Here is an 18892-nt window from a genome sequence, read left to right on the forward strand (position 1 = left end):
CCTATGAGGGCGGTCCTATGAGGGCGGTCCTATGAGGGCGGTCCTATGAGGAACGCACCCGCCGTCAGGGCGCTCGCCGCCCTCACGGCCCTGATCCTCCTGCTGGCCGGGTGCTCGGAGCCCGGCCCCGGCCGGCAGGAGCCCGGGGGGTTCCGCGAGGTGTTCCGGGACGACTTCGGCGGCGGGGCCGACACCCCGGTGTCGGCCGACCGGTGGCTGCACGACATCGGCACCTGCTACCCCGGCTGCCCCGCCCCGCAGTGGGGCACCGGCGAGATCGAGACGATGACGGACTCGGTGGAGAACGTGTCGCTCGACGGCAAAGGCCACCTCGCCATCACGCCGCTGCTGCGGAACGGCACGTGGACCTCGGGCCGCATCGAGACCCGCAGAGCCGACTTCCGGTATCCGCCGGGAGGCACGATGCGGGTCGAGGCGCGCATCGCCCTGCCGTACGTCACCCCCGGCGACGGCGCAGGTTACTGGCCGGCGTTCTGGATGCTCGGCGAACGGCTCCGCGACGGCTACACCGGATGGCCCGGCGTCGGCGAGATCGACGTGATGGAGGCGGTGAACGGGCTGCCGCAGATCTTCGGCGCCATGCATTGCGGCGTGTCCCCCGGCGGCCCGTGCGCCGAGCCCAAGGGGCTGAACTCGCCCCCTCAGCCGTGCGCCACGTGCCATGGGACATTCCATACCTACGCCGTCGAGGTCTCCGCCGACCAGGTGCGCTGGTACCTCGACGGCACGCACTTCTTCACCGTCACCTCCGCCCAGGTCGACCCGGAGACCTGGCGGAACGCCGTCGACCACGGGTTCTTCCTCATCCTCAACGTGGCGATCGGAGGCGGCTACCCCGCCGCGTACGGCGGAGGCCCGAACCCGGCCACCGTCCCCGGCCGGCCCATGCTGGTCGACTACGTCGCCGTGTCGGAGCAGCGGCCGTGACACGCCCGGGCGGCCATGCCGCCTGGGCCTCACGGAGGAGGGGAAAATCCTCCTTTCGACTGGTGCGCATAAGGTATGGCCCAGAGGCAGAATCAAGGGCGTGTATCCCGAGAGAAACGTGCCTCGTGAGGGACTCGAACCCGAACACGTGCAGGCGGCGTTCGCCGCGAACAGGGCCCTCGGCCCCTCCTACGAGCAGGAGATCGCCGAGGGCCTCGTCGACCGCGTCAACGCGGTCATCGACGCCAAACTCGCCGCGCAGCAGTCACGCCGGCCCCAACCCGACTGGGCGCAGATGACGCTGGGCATCGTCTCCCTCGTCCTAACCGCCCCGCTGGTGGCCGTCGCCGGGTCCCAGGCCGGCCACATCGGTGTCCTCGCGGCGTTCGGGATCGTCGGCTTCGTGAACATCGCCTACGCCCTGTCCCGGGCGCTCCACAGACGCGGCTGACGCTCCTTTTAGTGTGTACGGCACGGGCCCGCGCGGGCCCGTGCCGTACACACCGGTCACGACAGGACGGTGACGGGCAGCCGCCGCGAGCGGACCGCGCCCCGCACGGCGGCGGCGAGCTGCGCGTATTCCGCCGCCCGCGCCGACGTCGCACGGTAGGCCAGGCCGATGGTCCGCCTCGGCGCGGGAGCGGTGAAACGGCGCAGGCCGAGCCGTACCCGCCTGCCCGTCTCCACGGGCACCGCCGACTCGGGCACGAGCGTCACGCCGAGGCCCCCGGCCACGAGCTGCACCAGGGTCGGCAGGCTTGTGGCGTACGTCGCCGCCGTGACCTTCGCCCCCACCTCCCGGCACACGTCGACGGCCTGCTCGCGCAGGCAGTGGCCCTGGTTGAGCAGCACGATGTCGAGATCCTTCAACACCTCGCGCGACAGCGTGCCCGTGCCCTCCGCCAGCGGGTGGTCACCCGGCAGCGCGAGCAGGAACTCCTCGGCGTACAGCGGATCCTCCACCAGCCCCGCCGTCTCGACCGGCAGTGCCAGCATCACCATGTCGAGCCGCCCCTCCCGCACCTCCTCCAGGATCGACTCCGTCTTGGCCTCGCGAATGATCATCTTCAACCGGGGGAAGCGCCGGGCGAACATCGGCAGGAGCGCGGGCAGCAGATAGGGGGCGACGGTCGGGATAACCCCGAGTTGCGCGGTGCCGGTGAACGGCTGGCGCGAGTGCGCGACCTCGTACATCAGGTCGTCCAGCGTCGACAGCACCCGCGCGGCGTGCGCCGCCACCCGCTCGCCCTCCGGTGTCAGCAGCACCTTCCGCGTCGTGCGTTCGAGCAGCCGCGTGCCGAGGGTCTCCTCAAGAGCGGACACCGCGCTCGACAACGCCGGTTGACTCATACGCAGCGTCACGGCGGCCTCCCGGAAGTGAAGATGCTCGGCCACCGCGAGAAACGCTCGAAGCTGGGACAGCGTGGGGGTCGGATCACCGAGCATGATCGACCCTTTCCCTCGACTCCGACCACTTTAAGGCCCCTTGACTCACCATAGATCTGCGGTGTTTACGGAGAGTCACTGATAAGGATCACCTCTCAGATTCGTTCGACTACTCGATTTCTCGAATCGATACCAGCTCAGGCAGTCTAGGGGCCCGACAACGACGTCCAGTGAGGAGATCCATGCTCACCGTTGGTGACCGTTTCCCTGCTTACGAGCTCACCGCCTGTGTCTCGCTCGACCCCGACAAGGCGTTCGCGACCATCGACCACAAGACCCACGAGGGCAAGTGGCGTGTGGTGTTCGCATGGCCCAAGGACTTCACTTTCGTCTGTCCCACCGAGATCGCCGAGTTCGGCCGGCTCAACGACGAGTTCGCCGACCGCGACGCGCAGGTGCTTGGCTTCTCCATCGACTCCGAGTTCGTGCACCACGCCTGGCGCAATGACCACCCCGACCTGCGCGACCTGCCCTTCCCGATGCTCTCGGACATCAAGCGGGAGCTGTCGGAGGCCCTCGGCATCCTCGGCGAGGACGGCGTCGCCCAGCGCGCCACCTTCATCGTCGACCCCAACAACGACATCCAGTTCTCGATGGTCACCGCCGGGTCCGTCGGCCGCAACGTCAAGGAGGTCCTGCGTGTCCTCGACGCCCTCCAGTCCGACGAGCTGTGCCCCTGCAACTGGAACAAGGGCGAATCCGGCCTGGACGCCAAGGCGCTGATGGCCCAGTGAGCGTCGACGCCCTCAAGGCGGCCCTCCCGGCCTACGCCAAGGACATCAAGCTCAATCTGGGCTCGGTCACGACGACGTCGCCGCTCACCGACCAGCAGCTCTGGGGCACGGTGACGGCCTGCGCGCTCGCCACCAAGTCCCCGCGGGTCATCGCCGAGCTGTCCGCCGAGGCGCAGGGCCACCTCTCACCCGACGCGTTCACCGCCGCCAAGGCCGCCGCGGCCATCATGGCGATGAACAACGTCTACTACCGGGCGACCCACCTCATCGGGGACGAGACCTACGCCACCCTGCCGGCGAGGCTCCGCATGACGGTCATCGGCGCCCCCGGCGTCGACAAGGTCGACTTCGAGCTGTGGTGCCTGGCCGTGTCCGCCATCAACGGGTGCGGACGCTGCCTGGAGTCCCACGAGCGCGTCCTGCGCGCGTCCGGCATGCCGCGCGAGCAGATCCAGGAGGCGCTCCGGATCGCCTCCGTGGTCAACGCCGTGGCCGCCATCCTTGAGGCTGAGGCCGCCCTGGCGTCCGTCTGACGCGACGCACACCGACGCCGGCCGCGAGACGGGAGACCGGAGACGGGAGACCGGAGACCGGAGACCGGAGACCGACCACGAGGGGGCGCCGCATGACGCGGCGCCCCCTCAGGTGGTTCAGGCCCCGGATTCAGCGCCAGGCACCGCCAGACCTCACTTGGCCTTCGCGGAGCGGAGCGGCAGTTCCTTCAACGCCATGACGGCGAAGGCCCCCAGCACGACCACCGGCACCCCCACCAGGAACGCCGTGTGCACCGCACGCGTGAAGGACTCCAGAACCACCTCGATGACAGGCGGAGGAAGCAGCCGGATGGCCTCGGGGGACCCCAGGGAGATCCCCTCCCCCTCCCCCAGCGGCAGATGCGCCGCCTTCGACAGCGAGGCCAGTTCGACGGCCAGCCGGCTCGACAAGATGGCGCCGAAGGCCGCCACCCCGATCGACCCGCCGAGCGCCCGGAAGAACGCGACGCCCGTGGTCGACACCGCCATGTCCTCCCGCCGCGCCGCGTTCTGCGCGGCGAGGACGAGCGTCTGCATCGACGCCCCGAGCCCCACGCCCAGCACCGCCATGCAGCCGCCGACCACCACGAGCGGCGTATGCACCTGCATCGTCGACAGCAGGAACAGCCCGATCGCCACCGTCAGCATGCCGAACAGCGGAAAGACCTTCCACCTGCCGGTGCGCGTCACCAGCCGGCCCGTCGTCAGCGACGCCCCGAACATGCCGCCCACCAGCGGCAGCGTCATCAAGCCCGACTGGGTCGGGCTCATCCCGTGGACGATCTGCAGGAACTGCGGCAGGAACATCAGCGAGCCGAACAGCGCCATCCCCACCAGGAGCGACGCCGCGCTCGCGAGCACGAACGTGCGGTTCCTGAACAGCCGGGGCGGCAGGATCGGCTCCGACGCCCGCCGCTCCACCAGCACCGCGCCCACCAGCATGGCCACCGTCAGCGCGGCCAGGCCGTACGTCCACCAGGAGTGCCACGGAAAGGCCGACCCGCCGAGCGACAGCAGCATCATCACCGACGTGGCGGCGCCCGTGATGAACGCCGCGCCCCACCAGTCGATCTTGGCCTGGCGCCGGGCCGGGGGGAGGCGCAGCACGTACTGGATGACGCCGAACGCCACCAGAGCCAGCGGCACGCTCACCCAGAAGCACCAGTGCCACGACAGGTGGTCCACAACGAACCCGCCGATCAGCGGCCCCGCCACCGTCGACACCCCGAACACCGCGCCGATGTAACCGCTGTAGCGCCCCCGCTCACGCGGCTCCACCACATCCCCGAGCACCACCTGCGGCAGCACCTGCAGCCCGCCCACCCCGATGCCCTGTACGGCACGGGCCACCACAAGCTGCCCCATGTCCTGCGCGAACCCGGCAGCCAGCGACGCCGTCGTGAACAGCAGAATGGCCACCTGGAACATGCGCTTGCGCCCGTAAAGATCGGACAGCTTCCCCCACACCGGCATGGACGCCGTCATCGTCAGCAGCGCCGCGCTCGCCACCCAGGCGAGATGCTCCTGCCCGCCGAGCGTCCCCACGATCGTCGGCAGCGCCGTGGCCACCACGGACGTGGACACCATCGACGTCAGCATGCCGAGCATCAGCGCCGCGAGGATCCTGCGCACCTGTTTAGGGGTGAACTGCGGCCTGGTCTCTGTCTCCACCTTGACCTGCGGCCCCGCGAGCACTGACCCTCCCAAGTTACCTGTACGCTACACATGAAATTAGTAGACGCTTGTTTACAAGTCAACTCTGGGAGAATGCAGGGGTGGAAGAGGCACAAGAGCGGCCCCGGGACGAACCCCGCCCCCGCGACAGAGACGCCACCCGGCGACGCATCCTCGACGCCGCCTCGCGGCTCTTCTCCGAACTCGGCTACGACCAGGTGACCATGCGCCACCTCGCCGCCGAAGCCCACGCCAACGTCGCCCTCATCAACCGCTACTTCGGCTCAAAGCGTGCCCTCTTCACCGAGGTCATCGCCCGCCAGGCCAGACTCCCCGAAGTCATCGCCGGCCCGCCCGACGGCCTCCCCCGGCGCCTCGCCGAATTCATCGCCGACCGCCTCACCTCCGAGCAGCCCGACTCCCCCGTCATGGCCGCCCTCACCCGCACCGGCACCAGCCCCGAAGTCCACGAGATCCTCAGCGACCGCCTCGCCAACGTCATCCTCGCCCCCCTCACCGCCTCCCTCCCCGGCTCCGAAGCCCACCTCCGCGCCACCCTCGCCACCACCCTCATCATGGGCAGCGGCACCGTCAGCCGCCTCCTAGGCCCCCACCACCTGTCCGACACCCCCCGCCCCGCCATCGTGGCCCACCTCACCCAGATCTTCGAAACCTGCCTCCACGGCAAGCCCTGACCCCACCCCGCACCTTCCAGGGCTCTACGACCGAGCACCTGATGGCGGCCACGACGATCCGGCCGGGGGTGACGACGCCGGGCCCCACCGCGACCCGGAACTTGATCACGCGACGAACCGGCCGTACCGGTCGCGCAGATCGGCGTGCCGTTCACGGTGCACGAGCCGCCGCCCTTCCGGCACATCCGCGCCCTAGGGGCCCGCCTGCGCGACGCGGCCGGCTTCAGCCGAAGTAGCCGGGCCCCACGACGTCAGGGTCGGGCCCACCGCGCACCCCGGTGTCGATCGCATCGATCGCCGCGACCTCGTCGGCCGCCAAGGCGAAGTCGAAGACGTCGAAGTTCTCCGCGATGCGGTGCGGGCGGACGGACTTCGGAATCGCGGACAGACCGTGCTCCAGATGCCAGCGCAGGACGACCTGGGCCGGCGTCTTGCCGTACCGGGCGGCGATCTCGGTGACGGCGGGGTCGCCGAGCGGGTCGCCGACCAGGTCGCGATTGTCGTTCCAGTATCTGTTCACCCCGCCCAGCGGCGACCAAGCCTGGGTGACGACGCCGAGCCCGGCGTCGGCCTCGCGCAGCGCGCGCTGCGAAAACAGCAGATCGCCGATCCTTAACCATCTAACGCAGCGTGCGCAGTGCGGTCTGGGTTAGTGGGCGCAGGTGGGTGGGTCAGCGGTGGGTGGTGGCGGGGCTTTTGGAGGGGGCTATGGCGCAGCCGGAGGACGGGGTGTGGTCGACCTGGAGGGTGATGTGGTCGATGCCGAAGCGGCTGTGGAGGAGGTCGGCCACTTCGCGGCGGACGGCGTGGCAGTCGCCGCCGGGGCGGACGGTGACGTGGGCGGAGAGGGCGGGGAAGCCGCTGGTGACGGTCCAGATGTGGAGGTCTTGGACGTCGGTGACCTCGGTGTGGTCGGTGATGGCCTGCTGGACCTCGGCGGGGTTGGCCCCGTGGGGGGCGGCTTCGAAGAGGATGCGGCCGGCGTCGCGGAGGAGGCTGTAGGCGGCCTTGGCCATGAGGGCGGCGACGACGAGGGCCGCGACGGCGTCGGCGCGGCCCCAGCCGGTGATCCAGACGACGGCGCCGGCGATGGCTGTCGCGATGAAGGCGTACATGTCGTTGAGGAGGTGCTGGAAGGCGCCTTCGACGTTGAGGCTGGTGCGGTCGGCCTTGGCGATGAGCCAGGTGCAGACGGCGTTGACGGCGATGCCGGCGAGGGCGGTGACGAAGACGAGGGGGCCCATGACGTCCGGCGGGTTGACGAGCCGGTGGATGGCCTCGTAGGTGAAGTAGACGACGAGGACGACGAAGGTCAGGCCGTTGACGGCGGCTGAGATGATCTCAGCGCGTTTCCATCCGAAGGTGTAGGCGCCGCGGGCCGGGCGGGCGGCCATGCTGATGGCGATGAGCGCGAACACGATGGACGCCGCGTCGGTCAGCATGTGCCCGGCGTCGGAGATCAGAGCGATCGAGTTGGCGATGATGCCGATCACGACCTCGACGGCCATGAACGTCACCAGGATGGCCAAGGCGGCCCCGAGGTAGCGCCGGTCGGAGTTGGCGCTGGGTCCGTGCCCGTGGCCATGTCCGTGCCCGTGTCCCATCAGTCGTTCTCCCTCAAATGCTCGCGGCTGAGATCGAGAAGCATCCGGACGTGGGCGTCCGCCAGGCGGTAGTAGATCATGCGTCCGCTGCGGCGGCTCGCCACGATGCCTGCCGTACGCAGCAGGCGCAAAGCGTGTGACACCGCGGTGTCCGACACCGAGACGGCCTCGGTGAGGTCGCAGACGCACATCTCCCCGGCCTCAAGCAGGGCGTAGAGCAGTTGGGCGCGGGTCGGGTCGCCGAGCAGCCGGAACATCTCCGCCAACCGGGCGGCTTCGGCCGGCGTGACGAGTCGGTCCCGCGCCGCGGCGACCTTGCCCTCGTCGGGCGCCTTCAGGGCACACGCGTCCAGTCCGGTAACGACTTCCATAACCACTTCCTGAATACTTGAACAATTGCTCAGATGTTACCCACCATACTCCGAGCACTGCAAGGATGAGGTTAGGTTCACCTAAGTTACTCATATGAGCCCCGCGACGGGCAAGGTGAGGTACGGCACAGCCCCCTCGCCGAAACCCTCCCCCGACAGGCATGTGAAACCCTCCCGACCGAGAGTGGATCACCAGCCAGGAGGGCGAGGAAGCACTCAGGGCCGACACACGAAGGCGCGCAGGCTCTCCGCGATCTCCTTGAGTTCGGACATCTGGCCTTGGGCCACGGATATCACCAGGTCGTACGCCGAGTCATCGTCAGTGTCGACGGTTCTGCCGTTCCAGCCGAGGAACACCACGGTCGTCAACCAGGCAACACGTTTGTTGCCATCAACGAACGGATGGTTGGTCGCCAATGAATGCAATAGAGCCGCGGCCTTGGTCAAGAGGTCGGGATAGGCCTCATGGCCGAACATTTCCGCGCGCGGGCGATGCAACGCCGAATCGAGCAGGCCGAGATCCCGAAGCTCCGGTGCCGCCCCAACGGCGAGTTCGGCCAGATCGAGAACCTGCTCCAGAGTGAGGTAGCGGGTCACTCCGCCAACCGATCGAGAACCGGCTTCCACCGCCGAACGGCCTCCACTCCGAGTCGGTGCACCTCCTCGTCGTCACTTCTGCGAGCGAGGTATTCCTCGATGGCGTGTAGCGCGACCTGCTGCATGCTTCGCCCCTCCTGCTCGGCTCGACGACGAAGGGCTTCGGTCTGCTCATCGCTCAAACGCAGAGTCATGGCCATGCCCCCATCGTAGGCGTGGTATCACTGGGATACCACCCCTCCGATATTACCGTTGGTCACGTCCTAGTGTCAGACCGTTAGCCCAGGCGGGCGAGCCGGGCGGCGGCCTCGTCGATGACGTCGTCGCGTTTGCAGAAGGCGAAGCGGACGAAGTGGCGGCCGTGGTCGGGGTTGTCGTAGAAGACCTGGGTGGGGATCGCGACGACGCCGGCGAGGGTGGGGAGGGCGCGGGTGAGGTCGAGGCCGTCGCGGAAGCCGAGGGGGCGGATGTCGGTCTGGACGAAGTAGGTGCCGGACGGGCGGATGACGTCGAAGCCGGCCTGGGTGAGGCCGGTGGCGAGGCGGTCGCGTTTGGCGGCGAGGGAGTCGCGCAGGTCGGTGACCCAGGGGAGTTCGTGGCGCAGGCCGTACGCGACGGCGAGCTGCCAGGGGGCGCCGGCGGTGAAGGTGAGGAACTGCTTGACGGTGCGGACGGCGGCGATCAGCGGCGCGGGGGCGCAGATCCAGCCGGTTTTCCAGCCGGTGACGGAGAAGGTCTTGCCCGCGGAGGAGATCATCACGGTGCGCTCGCGCATGCCGGGGAGGGTGGCGAGGGGGATGTGCTCGACTCCGTCGAAGGTGAGGTGCTCGTAGACCTCGTCGGTGATGGCGATGAGGTCGTGCTCGGCGCACAGTTCGGCGATGAGGGCGAGCTCGTCGCGGGTGAAGACGGTGCCGGTGGGGTTGTGCGGGGAGTTGACGACGATGGCGCGGGTGCGCGGGCCTACGGCGGCGCGGAGTTCGTCGGGGTCGAAGGTGAAGCGGCCTTCGGTCAGGCGCAGCGGCACGGTGCGCCTGACCGCCTGGGCGAGGGTGACGACGGCGGCGTAGGAGTCGTAGTAGGGCTCGAAGAGCACGATCTCGTCGCCGGGTTCGGTGAGGGCGAGCACGCTCGCGGCGATGGCCTCGGTGGCGCCGACCGTGACGTAGATCTCGTGGTCGGGGTCATAGGCCAGGCCGTAGTGCTTCTCCCGGTGTTCGGCGACGGCCTGGCGCAGCTCGGGGACGCCGTGTCCGGGCGGGTATTGGTTGGCGCCGGACCTGACCGCCTCGACGGCGGCCTCCAGCATGGCGGGCGGGCCGTCGGTGTCGGGGAAGCCCTGGCCGAGGTTGATCGACCCGGTGCGGACGGCGAGGGCGGTCATCTCGGCGAAGACCGTGGTGCCGAACTCCCGCATGCGCGTGATCAAGGGGTCACCGAGCATTCCCAACCTCCCGGACGGTCACGTCGGGAAGCCTACAGGTCCGCTAGCTTCTGATCATGTTCCGATCCTGCCCCATGCGCGCGGACGGCGCCTTCGACCGGGGCCGGCCGCGGTGAGCGGCACCGAGGCGGCGGCCACGGAGGCCGAGGACTCCCGCATCCACGAGCTCGACGCGGTGCGGGGGTTCGCGCTCTGCGGGATCACGCTCGTCAACGCGTGGCAGCTGACCGTGGCGAAGACGGCGTTCCCGACCAAGGTGCCGGTGGACACCGTCACGGCGGAGGTGTTCCAGGGCAGGTTCTTCCCGATTTTCTCCTTCCTCTTCGGCCTGGGGTTCGTCCTGTTCCTCCGTTCGGCCTCCCGCCGTTCGCCCCGTCCGCGGCTGGTGCTGCTGCGGCGCCTTCTGGTGCTGGCCGCGCTCGGCGGCCTCCACCGCGGGCTCTACCCCAACGAGGTGCTGTTGCCGTACGCCGTGTTCGGCGCGGTGGTCCTGCTGCCCGCGTCCTTCCTGCCGAGGGCGGCGGTGCTGGTCGGGGCGCTGGTCGCGCTCGGGTGGGCGAGCGTGGCGGGCGGCGGGAGTTGGCTGGTCCCGGGCCTGTTCCTGCTGGGGATGGCCATGATGGAGTACCGGCCGGGGCGGCGCTGGGCTCCGGCGGCGTTCGCGGTGTCCGCGGCCGTGTCGGTGGCGCTGGTGGCGCTGCGCGGCCCTCTGGACGCGGCGCTCGCCGGGTCGCCTTTCGACAGGGCGCTCTATCCTCTGACCGCGCTCGCGGGGGCCGCGGCGTACGGCACGGGCATGCTGATGCTCCTGCGGCGAAGCCGTACGCTCTGCCGTCTCCTCGCGCCGGTGGGGCGGATGGCCCTCACGAACTACGTGGCCGCCACCCCCGTCTTCCTGGCGGCGATTCCGGTGCTCTCCTCCGATTCTCAAAGGATTTCGGTTTTTGTGCTGGCAGGAGCGCTGATCGTTTTCTTCGCGGCGTTCAGCCGGTGGTGGCTGACGCGTTTCAGATACGGTCCGCTCGAATGGGTGTGGAGATGTCTGACCTGGTGGCGGCGGATACCCAACAGGCGGTGAACTCGGTTATCTTGATATAGAGGCTTTGAATGAGTTCCCGTGTCACGCTGCTCGCCGGAGCCGGTCTCCGTTCGGGAGAGGCGAGCGGCATGTCTCGGCGATCCCTCACCGGAGACGGGGAGCGCATGGCGATTTCCGTGAGTTCCACGCTGCGTTTTGTCTTCGTATTCCTCACCGGCCTGTCACTTCTCCTCGGTTTCTGGGGAATGCGGGCGCACCTTGGCGGCGAGGCGTCCTTTCTGGATTTGATCTATTTCACTCTGCAGCTCTTCGTGCTGGATCCCGCTCCGCTCGGCGACAGCAATGCGAGCCTGCCGTGGCAGCTTGAACTGGCGAGGTTCACCGCGCCCGCCGTCACGGTGTCGACGCTGGTCACGGGTGTCTATCTGCTGATTTCGGCGGAGCTGCTCCGGATGCGGGCTCGGCGTTCGCACGGGCACGCGGTGGTGTGCGGTTCGGGGCCCATGGCGATCACGCTGACCGAGCGGATGCGGATGCGGACGCAGGGCGACAGGGTCGTGGTGATCAGCCCGAATGCGGCGACGTACGCCAACGACAGGGGCCTGCTGCACGTGGCGGGGGACGCCCGCAATCCGGCGGTGCTGCGTGCGGCCGGGGTGCAGCAGGCGCGGGTGCTGTAGCGCCGGCCGCACGCGTAAGGTGGACCGGTGACGAGCATCGCGCTGTGCCAGATCCCGGTCGACCACGATCCCTCCGTCAACCTCGGCCGGGTGCGCGAGGCGCTGGCGGCTGCAGCCGCCCGGGGCTCCGAGCTGGCGGTGTTCCCCGAGGCCACGCTGACGAGATACGGCAAACGGGTGAGTGAGACGGCGCAGCCGCTCGACGGGCCGTTCGTGACGGGGATGGCTAAGGCCGCGCGGGAGCTCGGTGTGGCGGTCGTCGCGGGCGTGTTCGAGCCCGGCGGCCCCGGTGGGGCGGGCGGTGGACGTGTCCACAACACGGCGGTGGTGATCGACGGGGCGGGCGAGCTGGTGGCCGCCTACCGCAAGATCCACCTGTTCGACTCGTTCGGCGCCCGGGAGTCAGAGTATGTCGCCCCCGGCGCGACGCCCGTGGTGGCCGAGGTGGCGGGGCTGCGGGTCGGGCTGATCACCTGCTACGACGTCCGGTTCCCCGAGCTGGCGCGGGCCCTGGTGGACCGGGGGGCCGAGGTGTTCGCGGTGATCGCAGCGTGGGGTTCGGGGCCGATGAAGGAGGAGCATTGGGCGACTCTGGTGCGGGCCCGGGCGATCGAGAACACGATGTGGACGGTGGCGGTCGGCCAGGCGCCCAACCCTTCGGTGAGCGACGCGTTCGGCATCGGGCGCAGCATGCTGGTCGACCCGCTCGGTGTGGTGAGGGCCGACCTCGGTCCCGCTCCGGCGGTGCACGTGGCGCAGATCGACCGGGAGCTGACCGCGAGCACCCGTCTGATCGTTCCGAGCCTGGAACACCGGGTGTTGGGGGTCGACACCACCGTAAAATAGGGCTGTGAACGAGCCCGGACGCAGACCTCTGATGCAAAAAGCCATACCCCCGCGTCTGCTCGTCCCCTATCTCTCCGGCAAGCGCACGGTCATCTCCGGCTATGTCTACCGAGTCGAGGACTGCGTGCCTCTCGACTCGCCGCGGCACCTGGTCACCGGCCTCGATCTGGGGTTTGAGGGTTCGGAGCTGCATGAGGGGGTGCCTGAGCTCTACCTGCTGCGGTGGCAGGCGCGCGACGTCGACACCTACGCCGTGCCGTACGGCCCGCACATGGGCGGCGACTGGAACGACCAGCCGCCGTTCGCCGGAAACGGGTTCACCACGTCGCGTGAGCACGTGGTCCCCCAGTTCCACACCACACCCATTCCGATTCCCGCCGGAGCCGAGATCGTGCATGTGACCAACGCCGGTGAGAGGGTTTTCGCCGTCTACGACGGGCTGACCTGGCGGCCCGCCGCATGAGTGAGCACATCGCGCCCGTGGCGTCGGGCTTCGTCGCGCATTTCGAGGGCATGAACCACCCGGCGGCGCTCGGTCCCGGGCCTGCCGAGGTGGTCTTGTTCAGCGAGGAGGAGCGCAAAGGGTTCGCGGCGTCCTCGGGCTACTGGTCGCGCAAGGTGACCCGGTCGGAGCTGTCGTGGCTCGTGATGGTGCGCACGATCGGCGCGTTCGGCGGCGAACCCTGCGTGGTGCTCGACGAAGACGAGGACGGCCTGCACATCGCCTACACCGGGCACAACGGCATCAAGGCGGAGGCGCTCGGCTACTGGATGGTCGACCACGGGGCCTACGAGGTGGTGGTGCCGCGCGAGGAGGTCGTGTCGATCCGGGTGGAGCGGGTGCCGGTGCCGACTTCGCCGTTCGCCTGAGGTCGCTTGAGGTCGCTTGAGGTCGCCTGACCGGTCCGCGCTTTCAGAGAACTTTCAGAGAAAGCAACCTCAGAGAAATCAACGGATTCGCCGGTCCCTGTCAACGGGACCGGCGTCCGCGTGTCTGTTAGAGCGTGACTGATTTCTCCACCGCTCTGCCGACAACCGCGGCATACGAGTCGGCGGACTTCGCGGAGCTCTTCGCCGCCCATTACCGGGGCATGGTGCGGCTGGCGGGCCTGCTCGGCGCGGACGATCCGGAGGACATCGCGCAGGAGGCGTTCGCCCGCCTGCACATCCGGCTGTCACGTCTCCGCGACGACGGCGCGGCGCTCGGCTATCTGCGGTCGATCGTCTGCAATCTGACACGCAACCGGCTGCGCCACCTCGTCACCGTACGGAGGCGCGCACCCGAGCTGCCCGAGCCGCCCGAGCCCGCGCCGAGCGGCGAACAGGCGGCCGTCATCGCGGAAAGCCACCGTGAGCTCCTCGACGCCCTCAAACGCCTGTCGCGCAGGCAGCGCGAGGCCCTGGTCCTGCGTTACTGGCTCGACCTGTCGGAAAGCGAGATCGCCGAGACGATGGGCGTCACGCCCGGTTCCGTGAAAACGCACACCAGCCGGGGCATGCAGGCCCTCGGCGTGGCCATGAAGGAGCGCTCGTGACCAGCGAGCTGGAGACCCGCCTGCGTGGCGCTTTGAGGGCCGGAGCCGAGCTGTACGCCGAGAGCCCGCGCTCCTGGGGCGAGTTGGAGTCGCGGGTCCGTGCCGTACGGCGCCGCCGGGCGGTGCTCACCGCCGTCCCCGTGATCTCGGTGGCGGCCTCGGTGGGCGCCGTGGTCGGGCTGATCACGCTGCCGGACGACGGTGGGCGCGACGGTGGGGGTGTGGCCGCCGCTCCGCCGCCCGCAGCGGTGTCGGGGCCTCTCACGACCCTGCGAGAACAGGTCGCGCTCAACCCTCCGGCCTGGGACTCCGTTGTCTTCCCCCACCCCGACGCCAAAGGGAAGAGCGTCCGCCTGTGGCTGAGCCGTACGCCGGGTGATCCCGGCCGCTACCGCCTGTGCGGGAGCCAGGGTGACGTGTACGCGGAGTGCAGCGTGCCGATCCCCCTACAGGATGCCGGCAAGCCCGCCCGGCGGACGGGCGACAACGCTCTCATTCTCCGCGCGGCGGACAGGACCATCAGGAATGAGGAGAAGGTCGCCTGGGGCATCGCGGAGGGGCGGGTGACCTCGCTCAACGTGTTCACCACGGCCGGGCAGAAGATCGTCGGCGCGCTGAAGTTCGACGCGAAGTCCGGGCAGACCCTGTGGGTGGTGCGGATGCCGCTCACGGTGCGTGGCACCACGTATGTCTTCGCCGACGTGACGAAGCGGGAGGTGGCCCGTTTCACTGTGGACGAAGGGGAGTTCTGCCCCTTGGGGCAGGCGCCGATCAGCGCGGGGGTCTCTCTCGCGGGAGGCGACACGCTCTACTACAGAGGCCGCTCGTGTGCGGAGTTGCGCCGGAAGGGGGCCGTGGCGGCGGCCTATTCGTGGGGATCTCTCCGCGAGCCGCTCACGGCCGCTCTCAAGCGCCCGCACGTGATGCGGGTCGGTGAGGGGACGGCCTGGTACGGCGTGACGTCGATGCCCGCCGCCCGGATCGGACTCATCAGCGGGGCCCGCAAAAGCAAGACGGTGCGTACGGTCGACGACCCGTGGGGGGAGAAGCTGAAGATCTTCTCCGGGCATCTCCCCCCGGGATTCACGATGCGCCCAGGCGTCATCGTCGCCGGCTACAACGAGAGCGGCCGCGAGATCTGGAGAACCACCCTTTAGCGGCGGCTCTACTCGATCCGGCCGAGGTCGCGGTAGCGCGCGAGGCGAGCCCTCATCCGGTCGGCGGAGGGTGTGGCCATCAGGCCCGCGATCTCGTATTCCAGGGCCCTCGCCACCCGGCCGCAGAACTCCTCCGGTTCGTCGGCGGCGTCCGGCAGTTCGGGGATGACGCGGTCGACGATGCCGTCGCGTTCCAGGTCGGCCGACCGCACGCCCTGCGCTGCGGCCACCTGCGGCGCGAACTCGGTGCTGCGGTGCAGCAGCGCGGAGGCGCCCTCCGGCGGCAGCGGCGACAGCCAGGCGTGCTGGGCGCACAGCACGCGGTCGGCGGGCAGCAGGGCGAGAGCGGCCCCGCCGGCTCCCTCGCCGAGCAGCAGGCACACCGTGGGCGCCTCCAGCATGACGAGGTCGGACAGGGAGCGTGCGATCTCGGCGGCCAGACCGCCTTCCTCGGACTCCTTGGACAGCGCCGCGCCCCCGGTGTCGATCACGCTGACCAGGGGCAGGTCGAGCTCCGCCGCCAGCCGTACGCCCCGGCGGGCCACCCGCAGCCCGGCGGGGCCGAGCGGTGCGACGGCGCGCTGGCCTCTGCGGTCCTGGCCGAGGACGACGGCGGGAGCCGTACCGAACCGGGCGAGGGCCAGCAGCAGTCCCGGGTCGTTCTCGCCGGTCCCGGTGCCGTTGAGCGGGGTGACGTCGGTCGCGGCGAGCTTGAGCAGGGCGCGCACGCCGGGGCGGTCGCTCCGGCGCGAACGCGTGATCGACTCCCATGCGTCGGCCGGTGCGGCCTCGGCCGGCCGCTCGGGTTCGCTGCGGGCGGCCCGGCGGGGCGCGCAGAGTACGGCGAGAGCCCGGATGGCGATGTCCCGCAGGTCGCCCGCGGAGACGACGGCGTCGATGAGGCCGTGCTCGTAGAGGTTCTCGGCGCGCTGCACGCCTTCGGGGAACGGCTCGCCGTACAGCGCCTCGTACACCCTCGGGCCGAGGAACCCGACCAGCGCGCCGGGCTCGGCGGCCGTGAGGTGGGCGAGCGACCCCCACGAGGCGAACACGCCACCGGTGGTGGGGTGGCGCAGGTAGACGACGTACGGCAGGCCGGCGGCGCGGTGCGCGGCCACCGCGGCGGTGATCTTCACCATCTGCACGAAGGCCAGGGCGCCCTCCTGCATGCGGGTGCCGCCGGAGGCGGGGGCCGCGAGAAGGGGCAGCCCTTCCTTTGTGGCACGTTCCACAGCCGTGACGAGCCGCTCCGCGGCGGCCACGCCGATGGACCCGGCGAGGAAGGAGAACTCGCACACCACGACGGCGACCCGGCGCCCGTCGAGCAGTCCCTCACCGGTCAGCACCGACTCGTCGTAGCCGCTGCGCTCCCGCACCGCCGCGAGCTCCCGCGCGTAGTCCGACCCCGGTTCGGCGGGGTCGACCGGCGTCTGGTCCCACGATTTCCACGAACCCGGGTCCAGCACCTCGTTGATCAGCGTCCGAGCGTCCGGACGGGGCCGGGTCACGGGTCCTTCCATGGCCTTGCGCATTCCTCTACTCCGTGATCTCCAGGTCGTCCAGCCATGCCTGGACGACCTCGTTGTGCTCTCCGAGGGCCGGGGGCGGCAGGTGCTCCTTGGCCGGTTCGCCGTCGAAGCGGAGAGGGGGACCGGGCAGTTCGATGGGGCCGAGGACGGGGTGGTCGACGGTGACGATGAGGCCCTGGGAGCGGGTCTGGTCCCACTCGTAGACCTCGTCGATGGAGCGGATGGCGCCGGCGGGGACGCCGACCTCCCCGAGGGCGACGAGCCAGTGGCCGCGGTCGGCGGTGGCGAGGGTCTTCTCCATCTCGGCGATGAGCTCGTCGCGGTGGGCGAAACGCTGGGAGTTGGTGGCGTACTCGGGCCGGTCGGGGTCGATGCCGAGGAGGGCGGCGACCTTGCGCCACTGGCCGTCGTTGGCGACGGCGATCTGGATCATGCCGTCGGCGCAGTGGAACGCGCCATAGGGGGCGATGGAGGCGTGGTGGTTGCCGCCGGCCTTGGGCACCTTGCCGCCGACGGTCCAGGCGGTGCCGTGGTAGGAGTGGACGCCGGCGACGGAGGCGAGCAGGGAGGTGCGCACGACCTTGCCCGCCCCGGTGCGGGCGCGCTCGTAGAGGGCGGCGACGACGCCGTAGGCGCCGTGGATGCCGGCGAGGAGGTCGGCGATGGAGGCGCCGACGCGGTAGGGCTCCTCCGAGGACGGGCCGGTGAGGCTCATGAGCCCGGCCTCGCCCTGGGCGATCTGGTCGTATCCGGGCCTGCCGCCTTCGGGGCCGTCGTGTCCGAACCCGGTGATCGACAGGATGACGAGGGCCGGGTTGATCTCGTGGAGGCGCTCGACCGAGAAGCCGAGCCGGTCGAGGACGCCGGTGCGGAAGTTCTCGATGAGGATGTCGCTGTGCCGTACGAGACGTTCGATGAGGGCTTTGCCCTCGTCGGACTTGAGGTCGACGGTGATGGACTGCTTGTTGCGGTTCGCCGCCAGGTAGTAGGTGGAGATGTCCTGGTCGGGGCCGACGAAGGGCGGACCCCAGCCGCGCGACTCGTCACCGCCCTGGGGGTGTTCGACCTTGACCACCTTCGCGCCCAGGTCGCCGAGCATCTGCGCCGCGTGCGGCCCGGCGAGAGCGCGGGAAAGGTCGAGTACGACGATGTCACTGAGGGGTCCCTGCACTCTTGTCCTCCAGTAGTGCGTCACCTGATCCCTTCCGCCCACCTGCCGGGCGGAAGAGAGTGCTCATGGCCCAGATTGCCAGGTCCATCCTGGCCCTATTCGGCCAGGTACCCCGGTTGCGGCGACTGTGAGAGCCGTCACGGCATGCCACCGGGTAGGATCTTCCCGCTGCCCGCCATGAACCCGTCGGCGGGGGTGGACGGCGGGTGAGGATCTCACTGGTGGCCTTGTCCACGGTGGCCTCGTCCACGGTGGCCTCGTCCATCGCAACGACGTTCGTGAAGGTGCCGTGTGTGTCGATGCCGAACCGGAAACTGCGCAGGTCTCCGTGTCCACCCGGTCGGCGTCCACCCGGTCGGCGTCCACCCGGTCGGCGCGGCCACGGCATTCGGCATACGTGCCGAAGGTTCGTCTACTTTTTGGTGTTCATCGCCGCGTGCCGCCCGCCCCTGATCCGGGGCGGGCGGCAGGCGGTGCGGGCGGCCCTTGGGCCGCCGCTCACTTCGTGCCGCGTCCCCGGTCCATCGTGGCCTTGATCACCTCGTCGGCGTCGTGCGAGTGGATCTTGGCGGCGAGGCGCATCGCGGTCTCGGTCGTACGGCGGAGCTCCGCCTCCACCCGGTCCTTGCCGGACTGGCCGACCTGGACGCCGAAGTAGGCTCCGATGGTCGTGCCGACGACACCGACGAGCCCGGCGAACGCCGTCTCCGGCGCGCCGCTCTTGAACACCACGACCACGAAGCCGAGGAGTACCACGATCAGCCCCGCACAGACCACAAGGAAGCCGTAACGCCAGCGAGCGGCATCGGCTTTGACCGCCGCGACTTCGTCATCGGTCATCATGGCCGCGAGTGCGGGGGGCATCTCGTGGGCCTGTGTGGTCATACTT

General features: G+C 69.7%; 23 protein-coding genes. 12 read left to right on the plus strand and 11 right to left on the minus strand.

Going from position 1 to position 18892, the window contains the following annotated elements:
- Positions 1-45 precede the first annotated feature (45 nt).
- Together BLQ73_RS01515 and BLQ73_RS01520 are read left to right on the plus strand one after the other, a co-directional pair.
- On the plus strand, positions 46-948 hold the full coding sequence (locus BLQ73_RS01515) for a glycoside hydrolase family 16 protein (RefSeq protein WP_093167401.1): 903 nt from the start codon (positions 46-48) through the stop codon (positions 946-948).
- A gap of 100 nt (positions 949-1048) precedes the next feature.
- A complete protein-coding gene (locus BLQ73_RS01520; RefSeq protein ID WP_093167403.1) occupies positions 1049-1399 on the plus strand; it encodes a hypothetical protein in 351 nt (116 codons plus the stop codon).
- A gap of 56 nt (positions 1400-1455) precedes the next feature.
- On the opposite strand, the gene BLQ73_RS01525 is transcribed toward BLQ73_RS01520, so the two are convergent.
- Positions 1456-2394 carry a LysR substrate-binding domain-containing protein gene (locus tag BLQ73_RS01525; RefSeq protein ID WP_093167405.1) on the minus strand — a complete coding sequence of 313 codons (939 nt, stop codon included), beginning with the start codon at positions 2392-2394 and terminating at the stop codon, positions 1456-1458.
- Positions 2395-2576: 182 nt separating this feature from the next.
- Here BLQ73_RS01525 and BLQ73_RS01530 point away from each other — a divergent pair, with 182 nt between their 5' ends.
- Together BLQ73_RS01530 and ahpD are read left to right on the plus strand one after the other, a co-directional pair.
- Positions 2577-3128 (plus strand): peroxiredoxin, encoded by a 552-nt coding sequence (locus BLQ73_RS01530; RefSeq protein WP_093167407.1) that lies wholly within the window; start codon positions 2577-2579, stop codon positions 3126-3128.
- Positions 3125-3661 carry an alkylhydroperoxidase, AhpD family gene (ahpD, locus tag BLQ73_RS01535; protein ID WP_093167409.1) on the plus strand — a complete coding sequence of 179 codons (537 nt, stop codon included), beginning with the start codon at positions 3125-3127 and terminating at the stop codon, positions 3659-3661. The genes BLQ73_RS01530 and ahpD overlap by 4 nt, the downstream gene beginning before the upstream one ends.
- Before the next feature lie 153 nt (positions 3662-3814).
- Here the strand turns inward: ahpD and BLQ73_RS01540 are convergent, their stop codons facing one another.
- On the minus strand, positions 3815-5356 hold the full coding sequence (locus BLQ73_RS01540) for an MDR family MFS transporter (RefSeq protein ID WP_245690676.1): 1542 nt from the start codon (positions 5354-5356) through the stop codon (positions 3815-3817).
- Positions 5357-5436: 80 nt separating this feature from the next.
- On the opposite strand from BLQ73_RS01540, the gene BLQ73_RS01545 reads away from it, so the two are divergent.
- Positions 5437-6030: a TetR/AcrR family transcriptional regulator gene (locus tag BLQ73_RS01545; protein WP_143020073.1), complete on the plus strand. Its 594-nt coding sequence runs from the start codon at positions 5437-5439 to the stop codon at positions 6028-6030.
- A gap of 223 nt (positions 6031-6253) precedes the next feature.
- On the opposite strand, the gene BLQ73_RS01550 is transcribed toward BLQ73_RS01545, so the two are convergent.
- The 6 genes from BLQ73_RS01550 to BLQ73_RS01575 form a co-directional block, all read right to left on the minus strand.
- Entirely contained in the window at positions 6254-6640 is a 387-nt protein-coding gene (locus BLQ73_RS01550; RefSeq protein ID WP_093167413.1) for an aldo/keto reductase, read from the minus strand.
- A gap of 61 nt (positions 6641-6701) precedes the next feature.
- Positions 6702-7634, minus strand: coding sequence for a cation diffusion facilitator family transporter (locus BLQ73_RS01555; protein WP_093167415.1), 933 nt, complete (start codon positions 7632-7634; stop codon positions 6702-6704).
- Positions 7634-8005: an ArsR/SmtB family transcription factor gene (locus BLQ73_RS01560; RefSeq protein ID WP_093167417.1), complete on the minus strand. Its 372-nt coding sequence runs from the start codon at positions 8003-8005 to the stop codon at positions 7634-7636. The genes BLQ73_RS01555 and BLQ73_RS01560 overlap by 1 nt, the downstream gene beginning before the upstream one ends.
- A gap of 216 nt (positions 8006-8221) precedes the next feature.
- Positions 8222-8602 (minus strand): type II toxin-antitoxin system death-on-curing family toxin, encoded by a 381-nt coding sequence (locus BLQ73_RS01565; protein ID WP_093167419.1) that lies wholly within the window; start codon positions 8600-8602, stop codon positions 8222-8224.
- Positions 8599-8802 carry a FitA-like ribbon-helix-helix domain-containing protein gene (locus BLQ73_RS01570; RefSeq protein ID WP_093167421.1) on the minus strand — a complete coding sequence of 68 codons (204 nt, stop codon included), beginning with the start codon at positions 8800-8802 and terminating at the stop codon, positions 8599-8601. The genes BLQ73_RS01565 and BLQ73_RS01570 overlap by 4 nt, the downstream gene beginning before the upstream one ends.
- Positions 8803-8879: 77 nt before the next feature.
- Positions 8880-10046, minus strand: coding sequence for a pyridoxal phosphate-dependent aminotransferase (locus tag BLQ73_RS01575; protein WP_176955211.1), 1167 nt, complete (start codon positions 10044-10046; stop codon positions 8880-8882).
- A gap of 112 nt (positions 10047-10158) precedes the next feature.
- Here BLQ73_RS01575 and BLQ73_RS01580 point away from each other — a divergent pair, with 112 nt between their 5' ends.
- The 7 genes from BLQ73_RS01580 to BLQ73_RS01610 all read left to right on the plus strand — a co-directional run bounded on the left by BLQ73_RS01580 (position 10159) and on the right by BLQ73_RS01610 (position 15303).
- A complete protein-coding gene (locus BLQ73_RS01580; protein ID WP_245690679.1) occupies positions 10159-11124 on the plus strand; it encodes a DUF418 domain-containing protein in 966 nt (321 codons plus the stop codon).
- A 29-nt stretch (positions 11125-11153) separates the two neighbouring features.
- On the plus strand, positions 11154-11765 hold the full coding sequence (locus BLQ73_RS01585) for an NAD-binding protein (RefSeq protein WP_093167425.1): 612 nt from the start codon (positions 11154-11156) through the stop codon (positions 11763-11765).
- 27 nt (positions 11766-11792) lie between these two features.
- Positions 11793-12611: a carbon-nitrogen hydrolase family protein gene (locus tag BLQ73_RS01590; RefSeq protein ID WP_093167427.1), complete on the plus strand. Its 819-nt coding sequence runs from the start codon at positions 11793-11795 to the stop codon at positions 12609-12611.
- A 4-nt stretch (positions 12612-12615) separates the two neighbouring features.
- Positions 12616-13074 carry a hypothetical protein gene (locus BLQ73_RS01595; RefSeq protein WP_245690680.1) on the plus strand — a complete coding sequence of 153 codons (459 nt, stop codon included), beginning with the start codon at positions 12616-12618 and terminating at the stop codon, positions 13072-13074.
- Positions 13071-13481 (plus strand): hypothetical protein, encoded by a 411-nt coding sequence (locus BLQ73_RS01600; protein ID WP_093167431.1) that lies wholly within the window; start codon positions 13071-13073, stop codon positions 13479-13481. Before BLQ73_RS01595 ends, BLQ73_RS01600 begins: the two co-directional genes overlap by 4 nt.
- Positions 13482-13615: 134 nt before the next feature.
- Positions 13616-14146 carry a SigE family RNA polymerase sigma factor gene (locus BLQ73_RS01605; protein WP_245690682.1) on the plus strand — a complete coding sequence of 177 codons (531 nt, stop codon included), beginning with the start codon at positions 13616-13618 and terminating at the stop codon, positions 14144-14146.
- Positions 14143-15303 carry a hypothetical protein gene (locus BLQ73_RS01610; protein ID WP_093167433.1) on the plus strand — a complete coding sequence of 387 codons (1161 nt, stop codon included), beginning with the start codon at positions 14143-14145 and terminating at the stop codon, positions 15301-15303. The genes BLQ73_RS01605 and BLQ73_RS01610 overlap by 4 nt, the downstream gene beginning before the upstream one ends.
- An 8-nt stretch (positions 15304-15311) precedes the next feature.
- Here BLQ73_RS01610 and BLQ73_RS01615 read toward each other — a convergent pair whose 3' ends face one another.
- The 3 genes from BLQ73_RS01615 to BLQ73_RS01625 form a co-directional block, all read right to left on the minus strand.
- On the minus strand, positions 15312-16835 hold the full coding sequence (locus BLQ73_RS01615; protein WP_245690684.1) for a carboxyl transferase domain-containing protein: 1524 nt from the start codon (positions 16833-16835) through the stop codon (positions 15312-15314).
- A 4-nt stretch (positions 16836-16839) separates the two neighbouring features.
- Positions 16840-18003 carry a CaiB/BaiF CoA transferase family protein gene (locus BLQ73_RS01620; RefSeq protein WP_093167435.1) on the minus strand — a complete coding sequence of 388 codons (1164 nt, stop codon included), beginning with the start codon at positions 18001-18003 and terminating at the stop codon, positions 16840-16842.
- Between the two features lie 498 nt (positions 18004-18501).
- Complete coding sequence (locus tag BLQ73_RS01625; protein ID WP_093167437.1) at positions 18502-18888, minus strand: hypothetical protein; 387 nt, start codon at positions 18886-18888, stop codon at positions 18502-18504.
- Positions 18889-18892 lie beyond the last annotated feature (4 nt).

It is taken from the genome of Sinosporangium album (genome assembly GCF_900100605.1).
GTDB classification, from domain to species: domain Bacteria; phylum Actinomycetota; class Actinomycetes; order Streptosporangiales; family Streptosporangiaceae; genus Sinosporangium; species Sinosporangium album.

What these genes read in the sequence shown, in the direction of transcription:
- BLQ73_RS01515 (WP_093167401.1), top strand. Translation starts at nt 46, where the DNA reads ATGAGGAACGCACCCGCCGTCAGGGCGCTCGCCGCCCTCACGGCCCTG.
- BLQ73_RS01525 (WP_093167405.1), bottom strand. Translation starts at nt 2,394, where the DNA reads ATGCTCGGTGATCCGACCCCCACGCTGTCCCAGCTTCGAGCGTTTCTC.
- BLQ73_RS01530 (WP_093167407.1), top strand. Translation starts at nt 2,577, where the DNA reads ATGCTCACCGTTGGTGACCGTTTCCCTGCTTACGAGCTCACCGCCTGT.
- BLQ73_RS01555 (WP_093167415.1), bottom strand. Translation starts at nt 7,634, where the DNA reads ATGGGACACGGGCACGGACATGGCCACGGGCACGGACCCAGCGCCAAC.
- BLQ73_RS01560 (WP_093167417.1), bottom strand. Translation starts at nt 8,005, where the DNA reads ATGGAAGTCGTTACCGGACTGGACGCGTGTGCCCTGAAGGCGCCCGAC.
- BLQ73_RS01570 (WP_093167421.1), bottom strand. Translation starts at nt 8,802, where the DNA reads ATGGCCATGACTCTGCGTTTGAGCGATGAGCAGACCGAAGCCCTTCGT.
- BLQ73_RS01575 (WP_176955211.1), bottom strand. Translation starts at nt 10,046, where the DNA reads ATGCTCGGTGACCCCTTGATCACGCGCATGCGGGAGTTCGGCACCACG.
- BLQ73_RS01585 (WP_093167425.1), top strand. Translation starts at nt 11,154, where the DNA reads ATGAGTTCCCGTGTCACGCTGCTCGCCGGAGCCGGTCTCCGTTCGGGA.
- BLQ73_RS01600 (WP_093167431.1), top strand. Translation starts at nt 13,071, where the DNA reads ATGAGTGAGCACATCGCGCCCGTGGCGTCGGGCTTCGTCGCGCATTTC.
- BLQ73_RS01615 (WP_245690684.1), bottom strand. Translation starts at nt 16,835, where the DNA reads ATGCGCAAGGCCATGGAAGGACCCGTGACCCGGCCCCGTCCGGACGCT.
- BLQ73_RS01625 (WP_093167437.1), bottom strand. Translation starts at nt 18,888, where the DNA reads ATGACCACACAGGCCCACGAGATGCCCCCCGCACTCGCGGCCATGATG.